The organism is Gulosibacter sediminis (genome assembly GCF_030011715.1).
GTDB classification, from domain to species: domain Bacteria; phylum Actinomycetota; class Actinomycetes; order Actinomycetales; family Microbacteriaceae; genus Gulosibacter; species Gulosibacter sediminis.
Map to the genome: position 1 here is coordinate 15,668 of NZ_JASCYH010000034.1, position 15,499 is coordinate 31,166.

Annotated in this window: 14 protein-coding genes; 3 read left to right on the plus strand and 11 right to left on the minus strand. The window is 67.5% G+C overall.

Annotated features, from left to right (window positions below):
- Nucleotides 1-8 precede the first annotated feature (8 nt).
- The 8 genes from QM019_RS10145 to QM019_RS10180 all read right to left on the minus strand — a co-directional run bounded on the left by QM019_RS10145 (nucleotide 9) and on the right by QM019_RS10180 (nucleotide 8,819).
- The gene (locus QM019_RS10145) at nucleotides 9-1,892 is read right to left on the minus strand and encodes a glycosyltransferase family protein (RefSeq protein ID WP_282852886.1); all 1,884 of its coding nucleotides are present in this window, start codon (nucleotides 1,890-1,892) and stop codon (nucleotides 9-11) included.
- A 239-nt stretch (nucleotides 1,893-2,131) separates the two neighbouring features.
- On the minus strand, nucleotides 2,132-2,665 hold the full coding sequence (locus tag QM019_RS10150; RefSeq protein ID WP_282852887.1) for a type IV toxin-antitoxin system AbiEi family antitoxin domain-containing protein: 534 nt from the start codon (nucleotides 2,663-2,665) through the stop codon (nucleotides 2,132-2,134).
- 138 nt (nucleotides 2,666-2,803) lie between these two features.
- Entirely contained in the window at nucleotides 2,804-3,043 is a 240-nt protein-coding gene (locus QM019_RS10155) for a toxin (RefSeq protein WP_282852888.1), read from the minus strand.
- On the minus strand, nucleotides 3,040-3,303 hold the full coding sequence (locus QM019_RS10160; protein WP_282826211.1) for a ribbon-helix-helix protein, CopG family: 264 nt from the start codon (nucleotides 3,301-3,303) through the stop codon (nucleotides 3,040-3,042). Before QM019_RS10160 ends, QM019_RS10155 begins: the two co-directional genes overlap by 4 nt.
- A 143-nt stretch (nucleotides 3,304-3,446) precedes the next feature.
- Nucleotides 3,447-4,220 carry a DUF6270 domain-containing protein gene (locus QM019_RS10165; protein WP_282852889.1) on the minus strand — a complete coding sequence of 258 codons (774 nt, stop codon included), beginning with the start codon at nucleotides 4,218-4,220 and terminating at the stop codon, nucleotides 3,447-3,449.
- Nucleotides 4,221-4,328: 108 nt separating this feature from the next.
- Entirely contained in the window at nucleotides 4,329-5,420 is a 1,092-nt protein-coding gene (locus QM019_RS10170; protein WP_282852890.1) for a type IV toxin-antitoxin system AbiEi family antitoxin domain-containing protein, read from the minus strand.
- A gap of 392 nt (nucleotides 5,421-5,812) precedes the next feature.
- Complete coding sequence (locus QM019_RS10175) at nucleotides 5,813-7,603, minus strand: hypothetical protein (protein ID WP_282852891.1); 1,791 nt, start codon at nucleotides 7,601-7,603, stop codon at nucleotides 5,813-5,815.
- Nucleotides 7,566-8,819, minus strand: coding sequence for a glycosyltransferase family 4 protein (locus QM019_RS10180; protein WP_282852892.1), 1,254 nt, complete (start codon nucleotides 8,817-8,819; stop codon nucleotides 7,566-7,568). Before QM019_RS10180 ends, QM019_RS10175 begins: the two co-directional genes overlap by 38 nt.
- 89 nt (nucleotides 8,820-8,908) lie before the next feature.
- Here QM019_RS10180 and QM019_RS10185 point away from each other — a divergent pair, with 89 nt between their 5' ends.
- Complete coding sequence (locus tag QM019_RS10185; protein WP_282852893.1) at nucleotides 8,909-9,925, plus strand: LCP family protein; 1,017 nt, start codon at nucleotides 8,909-8,911, stop codon at nucleotides 9,923-9,925.
- Nucleotides 9,926-9,961: 36 nt separating this feature from the next.
- Here QM019_RS10185 and QM019_RS10190 read toward each other — a convergent pair whose 3' ends face one another.
- From QM019_RS10190 to QM019_RS10200, 3 genes are all read right to left on the minus strand, one after another.
- A complete protein-coding gene (locus tag QM019_RS10190) occupies nucleotides 9,962-10,903 on the minus strand; it encodes a dihydrodipicolinate synthase family protein (protein ID WP_282852894.1) in 942 nt (313 codons plus the stop codon).
- 207 nt (nucleotides 10,904-11,110) lie between these two features.
- On the minus strand, nucleotides 11,111-13,468 hold the full coding sequence (locus QM019_RS10195; RefSeq protein WP_282852895.1) for a PH domain-containing protein: 2,358 nt from the start codon (nucleotides 13,466-13,468) through the stop codon (nucleotides 11,111-11,113).
- Complete coding sequence (locus QM019_RS10200; RefSeq protein WP_282852896.1) at nucleotides 13,468-13,950, minus strand: PH domain-containing protein; 483 nt, start codon at nucleotides 13,948-13,950, stop codon at nucleotides 13,468-13,470. Before QM019_RS10200 ends, QM019_RS10195 begins: the two co-directional genes overlap by 1 nt.
- Nucleotides 13,951-14,219: 269 nt before the next feature.
- Here QM019_RS10200 and QM019_RS10205 point away from each other — a divergent pair, with 269 nt between their 5' ends.
- Together QM019_RS10205 and QM019_RS10210 are read left to right on the plus strand one after the other, a co-directional pair.
- Nucleotides 14,220-14,969: a hypothetical protein gene (locus QM019_RS10205; RefSeq protein ID WP_282852897.1), complete on the plus strand. Its 750-nt coding sequence runs from the start codon at nucleotides 14,220-14,222 to the stop codon at nucleotides 14,967-14,969.
- A 235-nt stretch (nucleotides 14,970-15,204) separates the two neighbouring features.
- Nucleotides 15,205-15,414 carry a hypothetical protein gene (locus tag QM019_RS10210; RefSeq protein ID WP_282852898.1) on the plus strand — a complete coding sequence of 70 codons (210 nt, stop codon included), beginning with the start codon at nucleotides 15,205-15,207 and terminating at the stop codon, nucleotides 15,412-15,414.
- Nucleotides 15,415-15,499: the final 85 nt, after the last annotated feature.

A 15,499-nucleotide genomic window follows, 5' to 3' on the forward strand; every position in this document is an offset into this window, starting at 1 on the left:
TCCTTCTCCTATTCGCCCACGAGCACGTGCTGCTCGTTCAGTCCGTACGATTCGACCCGCGCGTTCGCGAGGAACTCGAGGTCTGCCACCTGCCAGGTATGGCTCGTCGAGCCACGCATCTGCAGGAAGTTGAAGCGGTCGGCGGAGTAGACCCGACCGCCCGCGTCTCCGACGCTGCGGAGAAATCCGGTGTCCTCGCCGCGGTTGCGCGACTCGAACGGGTTCGCTTCGAACACGGCGCGGCTGCCCACGAGCGTCGGGCCTGCGACGAACGTCGTCCAGCGGTGCTCGCGTTTGGGGTTGCGGAGCAGAATCGCGTCGCGCGAACCCAGGTAGAGGTAGTTCGCCTGCTTGCCCACCACATCCGCGCCGCTAAACCACAGCGCGTTCGTCTGGTCGAGGAGGTACTGCGGGCCGTAGAGGTCGTCGTCGTCCATCTTCGCGACGAAGTCGCCATCGGCCATGCGCACGAGCTCGTTGAGGCAGTCGCCGAGCTGCCACTCGTCGGCGCCGCGGCGCACGTCGAAATGCTCGAGGCCGAGGTCGCGGGCGCGCGCGGTGAACTCGGCCACGTCGAGGTCAAAACCGTGCGTGACCAGCGCCAGCTGCACATCCACACCCTGCTGGCGCGCCACCTGCTCGAGCGCGTGCCGCACCTGCCCGGGGCGGTTCGTCGACACCATCGCGGTGACGCTGCGGCGCTGCGTCTTCGACTCGTGCTCGATACCGGCGGTGCGCAGCACCTGCTCGGCGCGATGCGTGTAGGTGTGCTCGCCCCAGATCTTGCGCTGCGCCCGGTGCACCATGCGGTCACGCAGCTGCGCCGAGTTCACGAGCGCGCGCATGCCCCAGCGGGCGTGCTCGGGGGTGTCGACGACGAGCACCTCGTCTTGGGTGAAGTAGTTCGGAATCGCCTCGCTCGGCGCGCTCACGACGGGCGTGCCGCTCGCCGTGATCTCGAACACGCGCCGCGCGCACATGCTCGGGCTGTCGACCACCGAGTTCACGTTGAGAAACACCTTGTGCTCGCGGTAGGCGCTGAGCATCTTGTCGTACGGCAGCGAGCCGACGACGCACTCGTCGAAGGGTGCCGGGAACTGGTAGTTCTCGTCGCCGCCGGCGAAGCGGCTGTAGATGGTGAGGCCGCGCGGCATCTTCGCGCTGACGTCGCTCGCGGCGCCGAGCAGCAGATCCATCTGCTCGCGGCGCTCGGGGTACTTGTGCGCGAAGTACATGCCGGCGAAGGCGATGTCGCCCTCGGGCTCGCCGCCGTGGGCGCGGATCGGGTTGTGGATCGCCGGCTGCGCCGCGAAGTTGAGCACGTCCACGCGGTCGTGGCCGAGCCGCTCACGGTACTCGGGGAGCTTGTTTGCGTCGGAGGTGAAGACGACGTCGAAGAGCTTCGCGGTGTCGAGGAAGTCGTCGAAGTGCGGCGGATCCTCTTTGTTCCAGAACGCGGTGGGGATGCCCTTTTCGTGGCAGTACCCGACGACGTCGCGCAGCGCCTGGCTCGGGGCCCGTGAGCCGGTGAGCTGGTACTGCCAGGTGCCGTGGTTACCGTTCCACGCCGATTCGACGAAGAGCAGATCGACGTCGAGCATCTGCTCGCGCCAGGTCACCGGCTTGAGCTCGACCGTGGTGAACTCGTAGCCCCAAGCCTGCAGCGAGAAGTCGTCCATGATCACCGCGACGCGCAGCTCGCCGAACGCCTTCGGTCGCTCGATCGGCTCGTAGGCCTCGACGTCGAGCGGATCGAAGCTGTCGGTGCTCGCCTTGCGCGGCGCCTCGTTGACCCCGAGTCGCTGGCGGCGCCGCCACTCTCGCAGCTGGCTGGGCCCGCCGTGGCGAAGGTGCCACAGGGCCGTGCGCCAATTGCTGGGCGTGCGGCTCATCCACTCGACTTTCTGACGGGCCTGCGCGACCTGCAAGAACGGGTGACGCGGGCGGGGGTACAACACACGGGTACGCGGCCCCGCTTCAAGCCGACCTTAACAGGTGGCCGTAACCCGAAAGTGACGCGGCCTAGCCGACATTGCTCTACGAAGTCTGTGGGAGAGCTTCAATTGCGTCGCCTGCTGCGACGCAAGGCGTGCATTGAGCTGCGTAACGTTGAGCGACGGGGTAACTTCGCTCACGCTGATGCTGCCTTCCATGCGGCCGCGTCCTGCTCGTCAATCATGTCTCGTCTGAGCGCCACATCGACCACGGCCTCCCACCGGTCGAGCGGTGTCCGGCCCCGCATATCCTCCAGCGCCCGTCGAACGGTCGTCGCCAGAATGCCCTCATAGTGGGAGAGGTCGTCATCGGGTACGTCAGGCCGGTTCTCCAGCTCCATCCATTCCGGCAGCCTGCGCCGCACGCGACGACGCGTACCGACACGCACCTTTGGCGGATTGAACCGCCCGAGCCCGAGCAGATCGAGCACGGACTCACGGTGCAGGAACGCGCCTTCCCCGGCCAGAGCTACGGCAATCGTCGACTCAGTGAACGGGGTCGTCGGCACGTCGCGGTGCGTGTAGACACCTTGCCCGTATCCGCGGAGAGCGCCGCGAGCAGCGAGCTTCCGCACTTCGACGGCGGGTACGCCCGCATCCTCCGCCTCAACGACGGTCACCACACCGTTGCGGGTCGCGGCGATCTCCCATAGATCCTGCCGGTACCCCATCGCACGCCTGCCTGCCAAAACTGTACCTATAACGGTACTCCATTGACACTCTCAGAGTGGACAGCCTGCCCATCAGGGTGCTTCCGAACCGCACGAAAGCGGGCGCAGACGACCGCGAATGCTGAATGACGTATCCGATTAGGGCAGCAGGTCGATCATCCGCGGTCGAGCCTTCATCGCGTGGATCACCAGTTCATTGCCACTGTCAAAGACGAGAACGACCGTCTCCAAGAGCCGACCACGAGTGTCGAAGCCGAGCCGCAATTGACGCGCCGGACTGTTCTCATCGAGCTCCTCGACCCATACAGCCCACGTCGCCGCCTGAATCGCATCCTCACGGAGAATGCCATGCTTTAGCGCCGAGTCGTGAACGTTCACGCTGCCGGAAGATGAAGCGCTTCGCGGATGACTTCTGAGCGTGACTTGCCCTCGCGTTCGGCGCGCTCGTCGATCGCGGCGATCTCGTCAAGGGTGAGCCGGAGCGCAACGACCTGAGAGGGCTCAGCACCGCGACCTGGGCGTCCGCGACCGCGCTTTTTCAACGCCGCAACGTCATAGCCAGCCTCGGCTTCAGCAGCCCACGCAGCGATCTGCTCTTCCGTGACGGGAACCCCGTCGATCGTCTCGCGCTCGTTCATTCCATTATTGTATAACGATAATACTGCATGGGCGGGATAACCCCTCCGCACCAGGGCCAAGAGACGACGCACAGCACCCGCCGACAGCGAGGGAAGCGGGTTCAGTTGAGCCTTGGAGCCGTGGACGCCAGCAAATTCGCGTTCTAGGACGCCGAGGGGAACGCCTCAATCGCCTCGCGCACTCGCGCGTAGACGCTCGGTTCGTAGTGGAACGGGGCCAGGCCCCAGCGGTGACCCGGGTCGGCGCGGAGGTCGTGCATCCGCAGTACCTTGAGGCCGAGGCGCTCGAGGCGGTCGTAGTAGCGCGCGAACATTTGGTTCGCCTGCGGGGCGGCCGTGCCCATCGACCACGGCGTGGTGTTGCCGTCGATGTCTTGCTCGGCCCAGTCGGTCGCGACGACGAGCACCTTGTCGCGCAGCCCGAACGCGTCGAGTGCGTCGACGAACACCGAGCTCGCGCCGCACCAGCGGTAGAAGTGCTCGTCCTCACCGAACTTGAGGTGTCGGGCCTGCTGCACGGCCTCGGCGAGCTCGGGAATGTTGATGACGTCGATGCTGCGCGTGATGACGCTGCCGTCGGCGAACTCGTAGACGCCGTGGCGCTCGTCGACGAGGTCCCAGAGCAGCACCTCGGACTTCGTCTTGCCCTGCAGCTCTTCGAGCAGGTTGCCCTTGATGTCGCGCATGACGTTGCGCAGCTGGAACTTGCTCGACGTCGTGAACTGCGCCGGCAGGTTCGGGCTCGCGTCGGTGCCCGCTGAGAGCAGCGAGTAGCGGGCGTAGTAGCCGTCGATCGGGAACGCGTCGCGCGGCATCGTCTCGAGCGTGTCGCGGCTCACGCAGCTGCCGAGAATCGTGATCCACGTCGCGGAATCGTCGGTATCGACCTGTTCAGTGCGCCCTGGCTCGGTTCCCATACCTAGCAAGCTATGGCATTTGGCGGTGGCTGGTGGGCTGCCACTCTGGGATGGGGCGGATGGCTTGACGCTTTTCCCTACGACCGGTCCCGATGAGGGAGAGTGCCCTCATCGGGCGGCTGCGTTGGTGGGTTTGGCCGCTTTTGCTGCCGCTCGATTCGCTTCCAGCTCTTGGCGCCGGATGGTTCTTGGCGCGGTGGTCCACTCTTCCGGCTTGCGGCGGTGATCGTCGCGCCCCACGATCTCGAGAATGTAGTCACCTATGGCGTCGATGTTGCCAGTCACTTCTTCGTACGTGAGCCTCATGACCAGGTACCCGCGGGCGACGAGTTTGCGGTCACGCTCACGGTCGCTGCGGTACGCCTCTGCGGTGAGGTGGTGCGTCTTGCTGTCGACCTCGATGACGAGCCGGTTGCCGATGAGGAAGTCGACGCGGCCGACGTCCTCGATCTCCACCTGAGTGCGGTACTTGATTCGATGCTGATTCAGCCAGATCCGAAGCAGCGACTCGGTGCCCGAGCCGGCCGACGCATCAAAGTGGCGCATGACGGCGGCACCGCGGTGCCCGGCCAGCTCGGCGGCCGACTTCACCTCATCCGCCGTCAGCAGCTTGCGCTCGACCGCAGAGTCGGCGAGCACCGTCGCCTGCGTGCACGTGTAGTGGAGCATCGTCACGAGCAGGGCCGTGTCGGCTTCGTCGCACGACCTCGGCACGTGTTGGGCGCGCTTACGGTCAAGGAAGAACCAGTTATGGCTGTCTTTCGCCTTGCTCTCTTTCTTTCGTCGCCGATCGCTACCGCGCACCGCGAGCGTCGTGATCTCTGCCGGGCACCACAGCCCGCGTGCCTTCAGCGCGGAGGGGCCAGTTAAGACGCCTCCCGCCGTGACCGCCCGAAGCACATCCGAATTCGCGGGGTAGGACTTTGAGACCCACCAGCCACGCCGCACCTTCTCGATTTGGCCGCTTTTGGCGATCGATTGCACCTCGCGTCGCGTCAGGCCTGTGTCGAGGAGTTGCTTCGTTCTGACGACGCCGAAGTTGTGTTCAAAGAGGTAAGTGAGATTCATGCCGCGAGCTAAGCGGCGGGTCAGGTGGGGAGGCCTGCGAAGGTAGTCCGGCTGTGGATGGGCGGGTTTCCACAGGTGGCGCGGTCGGTGTATTTCCCGACCATGCAAGCGTTTGAGGCGAGGGTTCCTCATCCCGCTCCCTGGTCGGGAAACCGCCGCGCTCTGCGCCAGTTGAACGGCGGTTTTCCGTACGCAAGGCGGGCAAGAGGGAAATATCCCTCTGGTGCCACCTGCGTAGGGAAAAGCGTCGGCTGGTGCAGGTGGGGGCGGGTAACGGCAGGGGTTGGGGCGGGTAACGGCTGGGGTTGGGGCGGGCGTCGGCGGCCGACCGAGAGGCGGCGCAATTCCCTGCGCATGGCCGGGTTGGGGCAACCGTGCCTCTCAAGGTGGCTGCGTAGGGAAAAGCGTTGATTTGGGGGCGGTGGAGCGACCGGTGCGGCGGCAACAGGTGCGGCAGCGGGCTATGGGAGGTGGGCCGGTTCGACTACCCGCCGGAGAATGGCTGGCTACGCCCAGGTGTCGCGCTATTCGGGGTCGGTGATTTCGAGCAGCTCGTAAAGCCGCTTCGCCTTGCGGTCGGCCTCGGGCAACGAGAGCGCCGTGAGCAGCAGTTGGCGCGAATTGAGCACGGGCGCCGGCACAGTGGCGAGGTCGTATTCGAGGTAGCCCTCGGCGCCCCACTTCGACATGCGGTGCTCCCAATGAAAGAAGTCGTAGATGCTGTGGCCGCCGAGCCGCTCGGTGTCGAACTCGGTGTAGGCGAACCACTGCTCGAGCCGGCGATGCAGCTCGGGGCTGTCGCCGAACTTCGAGTTCGCGTACTTGCGCGCGAGCAGGGGCGCGCTGAGCGTCTGCTCGTCGGTGTTGCGGTACATGCCCGTGATGATGCCGCCGCCGACGCCGAACAGCGTCGCCGCCTTCGCCGGGATGTTCACATAGAGCGCCGCCGCGAGGTTCGCGTAGCGGCGGTAGCTCGGGAACGTGGAGTTGTAGAGCTCGTCCATGGGTGAGCCGCGCTTGACGTTACGCACGTCGATGACGAGGTGCGGCAGGCCGGCCGCGGCCGAGATGCGGCCCGCGATGTCGAGGTCGGTGTGCGTGCTCTTCTGCGGCACGTGGAACGGGTGGTAGGTGAAGGTGAGCGCGCCAGCTTCTTGCAGTTCGATGATGCCCGCGGCGAGGATCGCGCGCGAATCGCGCCCCGAGGTGAGCGGCAGCGAGACCTCACGGTGAGTGTCGCACCAGTTCGCGACCTGCTGGCGCAGTTCGTCGCGGAAGATGGGGAAGGCAGTTTCTGCGGGCTGCTCTTCGCGCCGGTAACCGCGGGGCGGGAAGAAGCGGCGGTGGGCGGCTTGGGTCGCGGCGATGGTGAGGCGGCAGTTCGCCGAGACCTGGCGCACGTGGTCATGCGCGGTGATGAGGCCGGGCATCCAGCGGCCGAAGTCGTCGGCGTAGTCGGGGTGCGTGAGCGCCCAGCGCTTCTCGCGAAACGTGAGTCCCCCGGCGTAGTTCGAGAGCAGCGCGGTGTGCGAGGCGACGGCCGGTGCCAGGGCGCGGAGGTGCTCGGGCGACGGCGTGCTGCCCGGCAAGTTCGGATACGGGATTGCCGTCGTCTGAGCGAACGGGCCGTCGCTCGGGGCGGGTGCGGTTACAGGCGCCGCGACGCGGATGTTGCCCTGGTCGAGGTAGTAGCAGGCGCGCGTCGCCATCGGGTCGCCGTAGACGTCGAGCTCCTCGCCGCGCAACACGAATGCGACGAAGCGGCCCGAGAGCCACGTGACGAGTTCGTCGACGCGGGTGCGGGATGCGCCGGTCGCCAGATCGGCGCGGGCAGCCGCGAGGAGATTGCCGGCCACGGCGTCGCGGCGGCTGGCTACCGTCGCGAGCCGAGCATCCGCGTCGCGGCGGGCCGTGCCGCCGGGCGCATCCGTCGCCGGGGCGAAGGCGTGGCCGAGGATCAGCACGGCGCAGCGCTCCCCCACCGCCTGCCGATGCTCGAGCTCGGGGTCGATGGCGAAGTGCCAGTCGCCGAGGGTGAGCCGCTGCCAGCGCTCGCGCGGTAGCTCGGGCTCGACGCCGCGGATGCCGATGAAGCCCTTCGCGAAGACGTTCTTGTAGCCCCAGTGCTTGTACGCCGGTTTGAGCTGCTGCTCGTGGCGGTGGAACTCGCGGATGGCCGCGAGCCGGCGCGCTTCGGGGTCGCGCGCATCCTGGCCCGAGCGCTGGCCGACCGCGCCGACCATCCGCCTTGCCGCCGCCGCGAGCGCGCGCACGCGGCTAGGCACGGGCACCCGGGGCGTGGTCGTCGAGCACACGCTCGAGAATCTCGAGATAGCGCGTCGCGAGGCTCGAGTACGCAACGTGTTCGCGCGCCCACCGCTGGCCGGTGTCGCCGATCTCGAGGCGCTCGGGCTGCTCGATAAAGGCTTTCCAGGCGCCGACGAGGTCGTCGACGTTGCCCGGCTGCACGACGGTACCGGCACGCGCCTCAAGCAGAATGCCTGCGCTCTCGCCCGCGAGGATGCCGGTGATGTGGCGCCCCGTCGAAAGCAGCTCGTAGAGCTTCGAGGGGATGGTCCAGAGGAACGGCTCCCAGTCGCGCAGCGACACGATTGTTGAGTCGGCCCAGGCGTAGTGGTGCACCACCTCGTTCGGCGGCACGCGGTCGAGGATCTCGACCGGCTCGCCGAGTTGCGCGTTGAGTCGCCGCAGTGCCGGGGCCTCGTGGCCCGCGCCCACGATGCGCGCCGCGAGGCGATAGTCCTGCTGGCGCAGGATCGCGGCCGCGCGGATGATGAGGTCGAGGCCCTGGCTGCGTCCGAGGTTGCCCATATAGAGCACTCGCAGCTCGGGGTGGTCGGCGTCGCGGGCCGGCACCTGCTCGTAGGTTTCGGGCACGGTGCCGTTGCGGATGATCTCGAGGTGTTCGACACCGCGCTCCTCGAGCACGCCGGCGAACGCGCTCGTCGTCGTGACGACCTGCCCCGCCGAGAGTTGCGCGCGCGTGACCGATTCGTGGATGCGCCGCTTCACCATCGCGACCGGGCCGCGGCCGTTCGCGAGACCGGGCGTGTAGGTAACGAGGTCGGGCCAGGCGTCGCGCATCTCGGTGATGACGGGCAGGCTGAACTTGCGGCCGAGCCAGTTACCGGCGTAGATCGTCTCGATGGCAGGGGCAGTCGCGACGGTGATGTCGGGGCGGATGCGGCCCTTCTTGATGAGCTGCGCCGCGCGGCGGGCGGTGGATGCGGCGGCTGTCGTGTGGTCGAAGGTGCGCGTGATGATGTCGCCGCGGTGCGGCAGCCAGCCGCTGCGGAAGACCTCGACGCCGTGCTCGGTCGTCGTGTGGCTGCCGGCGCGATAGGTGCGGCGGTGGTGTTTCGCGAGCTTGCCCGACGGGTAGTGCGGCGGCGGGGTGATCACCGCGACCTCGTGCCCGCGCTCGACGAACTCTCGCGTGAGCGCGCCCCAGCGTCGCTGCGGGGCACCGTCTTCGGGGGCGAAATAGTGGGTCAGCAGTAAAACCCGCACGTATCCCCTCCTCTTCGCTCCCGAGCGCTCGTCGTTTCAGAATACGGGGTGTCTACCGTGGCGTGGAACGACCATGGGATACTGCCGTCATGGAACACGAGGAAGCGAACCGCGCCGAGCCCCGTCAGCGGACCCGCGCACAGCGCCGTCGCCGCAACGTCTGGATTGCCATTGGCTCGGTATTCCTCGTGCTGGTGCTCGCGGCCGGCGCCGCGATCTACTCGGTGTACGCGCGCTGGGGCAACACCGAGACGATTCAGGATGCGTTCCCCGACGAGACCGTGCGCCCCACCGAAAACACGAGCGGCTCGATGAACATCTTGCTGCTCGGCTCTGACTCGCGCGACGACCAGACCTCGACCGAACTCGACGGCACCGGGTCGCGCGCCGACACGATGATCGTGGCGCACATCCCCGCCGACCGCTCGGGCGTGCAGATGATGTCGATCATGCGCGACTCGTGGGTCGACGTTCCGGGCTACGGCATGAACAAGATCAATGCGGCGATGGCGTACGGCGGCGTGCCGCTCGTGATCCAGACCGTGGAGGGCATCATTGACCAGCGCATCGACCACGTCATGATGGTCGACTTCGAGGGGTTCAAGGACATCACCGACGCGCTCGGCGGCGTGTCCGTGAACAACCCGACCGAGTTCACCTCGGGCTCGCCGACGAACGAGCACTTCCCCGCCGGGCAGATCACGCTCTCGGGTGACCGGGCGCTCGCCTTCGTGCGCGAGCGGTACGCGTTCACCGACGGCGACTACCAGCGCGTCGAGAACCAGCAGCTGTTCTTGAAGGCCGTCGCCGACAAGATGCTGAGCCGCGACGTGCTGACGAACCCGATCACGCTGAACTCGCTGTTGAACTCGGTGGTGCCGTACATTGCGCGCGACTCCGAGCTGACCGTGAACACCATGGTTGAGCTCGGCACGAGCATGGCGTCGATCAAGAGCAGCGACATCACGTCGTTCACGCTGCCGACGAGCGGTACCGGCGATGAGGGCGGCCAGTCGGTCGTCTACGTCAACGATGCCGAGCTGCCCACCGTGCAGCAGCACTTCGCCGACGACACCCTGGCTGGGTACGACCCGCCTGCGCGGTAGTTGTTGTCTGCGTGACTTTGGCGGCCGGCCGATGGGTCAGGCGTCGAGGCCGAGCGCCTGCACGACGTGCCAGACGCGCTCGCGCTGCGCCGCATCCAGGCCCTGGATAGGCAGCGGCAGGCTGCGCTCGGGGGCGAGACCGAGGTGCTCGGCGATCGCCGCGACCACGCGCAGGCTGCCGCCGAGTTCGGCGAACAGCTGCCAGAGCGGCGCGAGTCGCTCTGAGGCGGCGGATGCTGCGGTCGCGTCGCCGGCGAGGGCCGCGCGGGTGATCTCGAGCGCGGGCTTGGGCAGCGTTCCGCCAATCACCGAGTACCAGACGTCGCAACCGGCGCTGAGTCCAGTCGCGGCGAACGCGTCGCCCGAGATGCCGATGGTGACGTGCTCGGGAATGCCGGCGCGGATCTCGGCGACGCGGGCTCGCACCGCCGCGAGGTCGCCCGGCATGCCGGGGATCTTGATCGACGCGATACCCTCCAGCTGCGCGATGCGGCCGTAGAGCTCGGTCGTGAAGGTGAAGTGTGTGGTGCCGGGATTGTCGTAGACGACGACCGGCAGTTCGCTCGCGTCGGTCACGGCGCGGAACAGCTCAAACACGTCGTCGTGTGTGAGCGGCTGGTACGTCATCGGGGCGAGCAGCACCGCCTGCGCGCCGGCCGCTGCCGCGTTCTCAACGTTCTTCAGCACATCCGAAGTGCGTAGCGCGCCGACGCCGACCACGACCGGGGTCTCGCCAGCGTGCTGCACGGCCAGCTGCGCGACCCGGGCGCGCTCTTCAACCGAAAGGTACGCGTACGAGCCGGTCGATCCCAGCGCGGTGATCGCATCCACGCCCGCGGCCGCGAGGCGATCGACGAGGCCGGCGAAGGCGCGCTCGTCGACGCGGTCATCGGCGAGCGGGGTGAGTGGAAACGCGTTGAGGCCAGTGAACACGATGAACTCCTGAGGGTCGGGCGGTGACAGTGTCGAGTTTGTCATTAGCGACTCGGCCATGCATGAGCTGTCTACCGCTGATGCATCGCGATACGGCTAATCACTGCGCCCGCGGGCGAACGCGAGCCCGCGCATCCGGGCGAGTTGGGGCAGCAGTGCTGCAGAAGCCATGAGCGCCGCGGCGAGGCACTAGCGGTCTACTGCTAATGGCGCGCCGCTGCGCTCATGACTGCGGCTTGGCGGATGCGCTGGTTACGAGCGCGGCCCGGCCGGCGGTTGCGGCGGTCGGCCTTGGTTCTGGGCCGCCCCAGCGTTCGGCGCCTGACCCGCGCCCGGTGTCGAGCCAGCGCTGGGTGCCGAACCTGCCCCCGGCGCCGACGCGGCCTGCTGCTCGCGGCGCCACGCCTCTTCGGCCGCGAGGACGCGCTGCGTCTGCGGGTCGAGCGCGTGACCGGTGCGGCGCGCATCCGCGGCGTGCATGTGCGCGGCCGCGACCGTCGCGCGGGCCTGCGCCTCGAACCAGCGGTGCGAGGTGTCGTCCTTCGCCGCGCGGATCGCGAGCTTCGAGAGCTCTTCGTGCAGCCCGTTGAGTAGCTCGCCCGAAACGGTCGGGAGGATCGGGTGAATCGGCCCGGCGACGGTATCGATGCGCACGTTGCCGACGCCGGCCATGCGCTCGAGCAGCGACGTGCGCGACGTCACCGACTGGATGCGCTCACCCGGCACCATCGCGATCGACCGCGTGAGCCAGCCGGAGCGAATGTAGACGAGCCCGCCGTCGATGGCCCCACCGATAAAGCGGATGCTGAACGGGTGCATCCACCACGCGCGCATGGGCGCAGGCGTGAACTCGCGGTTGCGGCCGCCCTTGAAGCCCGACTCGAGCAGCTGCGCGGTGCGCGGGTTCATGTGCATCGGCATGATGAGCTGCAGCACGCGCTCGACCTCGTCACGCGTGCCGACCGGCAGCACGATGAAGCGCTGCAGCGCGTTCTGCTGCTCCTGCTGCGAGGAACCAGTCCGCACATCCGCACGGTTGACGCGAATCGAGTACCACTTGAACGGCTTCCAGAGCACCGGCTGCCGCACCTCAATCGCGTGGATGCGCCCCGGCGGCAGCGTGTCGTTCGTCTGGCTGAGGATGCCGCGGCCGATGCGCAAACCGTCGGGCGTGCCCGCGATCGTGTACTGCATGTTGCCGAGCGCGGTGCTGCCCGCCGAGACGAGGGTGATGAACAGAATGAAGCCGATCGTGCCGACCGAACCGAACAGCCAGGCGACGTCAAAGCCGAACGGCACATCTCTGGGCAGGGCCGCCCCGAGGATGCCGCGCACGACGACGTAGCCGATGATGCTCACGACGAGGAGGATCGCCGCCGCGAGCACGCCGCCGAGCGCCGCGGTCGCGGCCATGCGGGCGGGCTTCACGCGCACGACCGACTGTTCGGCGACCATTTCTGGGCTGAGTTCGGGCCCGGCGAAGTCCTCGACCGCGCGGTCGACGAAGGCGCTGAGCTGGCCGCGGCGCGGGGCCGGGGGCGGGGTTGCGCCCGGTTGCATCGGGGAGCCAGGGATGCCCGGCGCTGCGGGTCCGCCGAACTGGCCTGGGGCCTGGGATGCGGGGGCGGCCGCCTGCTCGGCGAGCTGATGGCGACGCTCGGTCTGACGCTTCTTGGCCCCGGATGCGCGGCGCAGAAGTTCGGCGCGCAGCCCGTTCGCCTGGTCGGCGTTGAGGTATTTCAGCGAGAAGCCGGCTTTGTCGCCTGCGCCCGACGTCTCGACGTCGGTGAGGTTGAAGATGCGCGCGAACACCGGGCGGTTGAGGTTGACCGACTGGAGGCGATCGAAGCGCACTTGGCGGTTCGACTTATTCAGCACGCCCTTGCGCAGTTCGAATACCTCGTCGGTGAGCCGGAACTCGGTGTTGCGGTAGCCGAGCCACGTACCGAGGATCGCGAGCACAAACACGACGAACACGCCAACAAGCGTGAGCATGATGACAAAGCCAGGCAGGCCGTCCTCTGCCACGGCGGGCAGGAAGCTCATGAGCAGCACGATGCCGGCCCAGAAGAACGCGAAAATGCCGCCGACGATGTTGATCCACAGGGTGGCCGGATGCAGTCGGTGCCAGCTTCCGTCGGCGAGGTCGTCGCCGCGCCCAGGGGCCTGTGGTGGGAACTGCTGGGGGTAGCCCTGCTGGTGCTGTTGGGGCTGGCCCTGTTGCGGATGCTGCGACTGACCCGGGTACTGGCCGAAGCCCTGTTGCTGCGGCTGACCCGGCTGCTGCTGCGGGTTGCCCCGTTGCTGGCCGAATCCCTGGCGTGACTGCGAAGGCTGCTGCCCGTGGACCTGCTGCCCCGCGGGCTGCCCATTCGGTGCCTGCTGGAACGTCGGCCGCCCGGGCGTCTGCCCGTACTGCGGCCCGGGCTGCTGCCCGAACGGCTGGTGCGCCGGGTACTGCTGCTGGTGCTGACCAAACTGGCCCTGCTCATCCGCGGGCTGCTGCCCGGCCCGACCCGACGCATCCTGGCCCTGGCCCGCGGCCTGAGCCTGCGCATCCTGGCCCCCGGTGGGCGCCGGTGGCCGCCCCTGCTCGAACTCGTCCACCATTACAGACCAGCCCGTCGCGTTTCGGCGACGCGGATGAGGTGGTCGCGCAGTTCGTCGGCCTCGGCAGGGGTGAGGCCCGGGATGCTCACGTTCGTCGACGCCGCGGCGGTAACGGTGGTGAGCGACGCGATGCCGAGCATGCGGTCGAGTAAGCCGCGGCTCACGTCGATCACCTGGAGACGGCCGTACGGCACCGCGACGAGGCGTTTGGCGATGACACCGCGCTTGAAGACGAGGTCATCCTCGCGCAGGGCGTAGCCGATGCTGCGCACGCGGATGAACGACATCGGAATCTCGATGGCCGCGATGACGACGAAGACAGCACCGATGATCCACCACGGGAACGGGCCAGGAATGAGGGAGAGGCCGATCGTGACGCCCACGAAGATCACCAGCCAGATGATGGCGCCGACCAAGGTGCGGAACGCAAGCTTCGGTGAAATCCTGCGCCATTGAATGCCGGGCGTATCGGGGAATTGCATTGGTGCCTCTCGACCTCGGGTGCGGTGTCCCGGCAAAGCCTAGCTACCCGCGCGGCTCCGCCGCGCCGGAATCATGCCTGCGATGGATGCTCGGTAGCGGCTCGCGCGAGTTGTTGACCGCCGGGCACAAACTGGGCCTGGTGGTACTGGTGTGACCCGTGTTGAATACAACGTGGCTACCTTCTGGTGATGCCCATACCGCAATTCTCCTGCGATAATGCAGTGAATACGCAGAGTCTGCGCCTGCTCTAGAGAACGGCAACACCCCAGTGACCCAGCCCCTTAACGACTATGGCGGACTGCTCGAAGAGGCAGGGCCCGGCGCGTTCGCGCGGTTTTCGACCTGGATGCGTCAGCCGCGCAACCTGCTCGTCGTGGGTATCGTAGCGGTCGCCCTGGTGGTCGCTGGTGGCGCGCTTGCGATGATGCTGCAGCAGGGCGGGCAGGCTCCGATGGCGACCGAATCACCGACATCGACGCCGTCGCTGAGCGAGACGCCCGACAAGTCGCAGAGCCCGACGCCGTCGCGGCCGGCGACGCGCACGCCTGTGCCGACCGAGTCGCTGCCGCAGGCGCCGAAGCCGGATAACGACAGCCCCGAGGTTCCGATTGACCCGAATGCGGGTGGGTCTGGGACGGGTGGGTCTGGGTCAGGCGGGTCTGGGTCAGGCGGCAGCGGCTCGGGTGGCACCGGCGGCGACCTCGAGCCTTGCGCTGACGGGCTGCAGCTCGACGCGAACGGCACCTGTGTGCCGGTTTCGACTGAGACGAACGGGTCGACCGACGGCACTGCCGGCGGTGGCAGCGACGCGGGCACCACGGGTGGCGGCACTGGCAGCGGGTCTGGCACCGACTCGGGCACCGGCGGCGAGACGAACACCGGCGGACCCGGCGACACATCCGGCAACGACGACTCGAGCGGCGAGTCGCCGACCGACCCGTCGACGCCCGACAGCGAAGGTGATGCCGACTCGAACGCCGCAAGTCCCGACGACACCGTGACCGACGCCGTCAGCTAGCGGGCACACGAGCCGCTCACCGCATCCGTCCCAGGGATACGAGAGCGACGCTCATTCGACATCGGCATGCTGCATTTGTTTCTAGGTTGCGGCCCTGAGTGACGCGCGCCGGGAACCTGACCTGACCGATGCAACACACCTGTTCAAAGCTCTCGGCAACGAGTCGAGGGTCTGGCTGTTGCGACTCATCGGCAACGTGCCAAAAACTGCGGGGCCAGTGACGATGGCGACGAGAATGTCGCAACCACTGGTCTGCCAGCACCTCCGCACGCGTCGGCGATCGAGCCTCGTGCTCGCCAGCCGCAGCTGCAAAGAGGCGTCGCTCGAGCCGGCCGATATGCGCGTTTCGCACGTCATCGCTGATGCCGATGTCTTACCCGACGCCTCCTTCGACGCAACGCACGATGCCACCCCTGCGTGCATCTACCCGACGTCCACCACCTAACAACCCACCCAAGACGCCCCCGCCCAGGCAGTTGAGTGGTGGCTATTTTTTTTTTTTGGGGGGGCGGGCAGAAAAAAAAAGCGAA

Coding starts and splice junctions, on each gene's coding strand:
- QM019_RS10145 (WP_282852886.1), bottom strand. CDS start 1,892: ATGAGCCGCACGCCCAGCAATTGGCGCACGGCCCTGTGGCACCTTCGC.
- QM019_RS10150 (WP_282852887.1), bottom strand. CDS start 2,665: ATGGGGTACCGGCAGGATCTATGGGAGATCGCCGCGACCCGCAACGGT.
- QM019_RS10160 (WP_282826211.1), bottom strand. CDS start 3,303: ATGAACGAGCGCGAGACGATCGACGGGGTTCCCGTCACGGAAGAGCAG.
- QM019_RS10165 (WP_282852889.1), bottom strand. CDS start 4,220: ATGGGAACCGAGCCAGGGCGCACTGAACAGGTCGATACCGACGATTCC.
- QM019_RS10170 (WP_282852890.1), bottom strand. CDS start 5,420: ATGAGGAACCCTCGCCTCAAACGCTTGCATGGTCGGGAAATACACCGA.
- QM019_RS10185 (WP_282852893.1), top strand. CDS start 8,909: ATGGAACACGAGGAAGCGAACCGCGCCGAGCCCCGTCAGCGGACCCGC.
- QM019_RS10190 (WP_282852894.1), bottom strand. CDS start 10,903: ATGACAAACTCGACACTGTCACCGCCCGACCCTCAGGAGTTCATCGTG.
- QM019_RS10195 (WP_282852895.1), bottom strand. CDS start 13,468: ATGGTGGACGAGTTCGAGCAGGGGCGGCCACCGGCGCCCACCGGGGGC.
- QM019_RS10200 (WP_282852896.1), bottom strand. CDS start 13,950: ATGCAATTCCCCGATACGCCCGGCATTCAATGGCGCAGGATTTCACCG.
- QM019_RS10210 (WP_282852898.1), top strand. CDS start 15,205: ATGTCGCAACCACTGGTCTGCCAGCACCTCCGCACGCGTCGGCGATCG.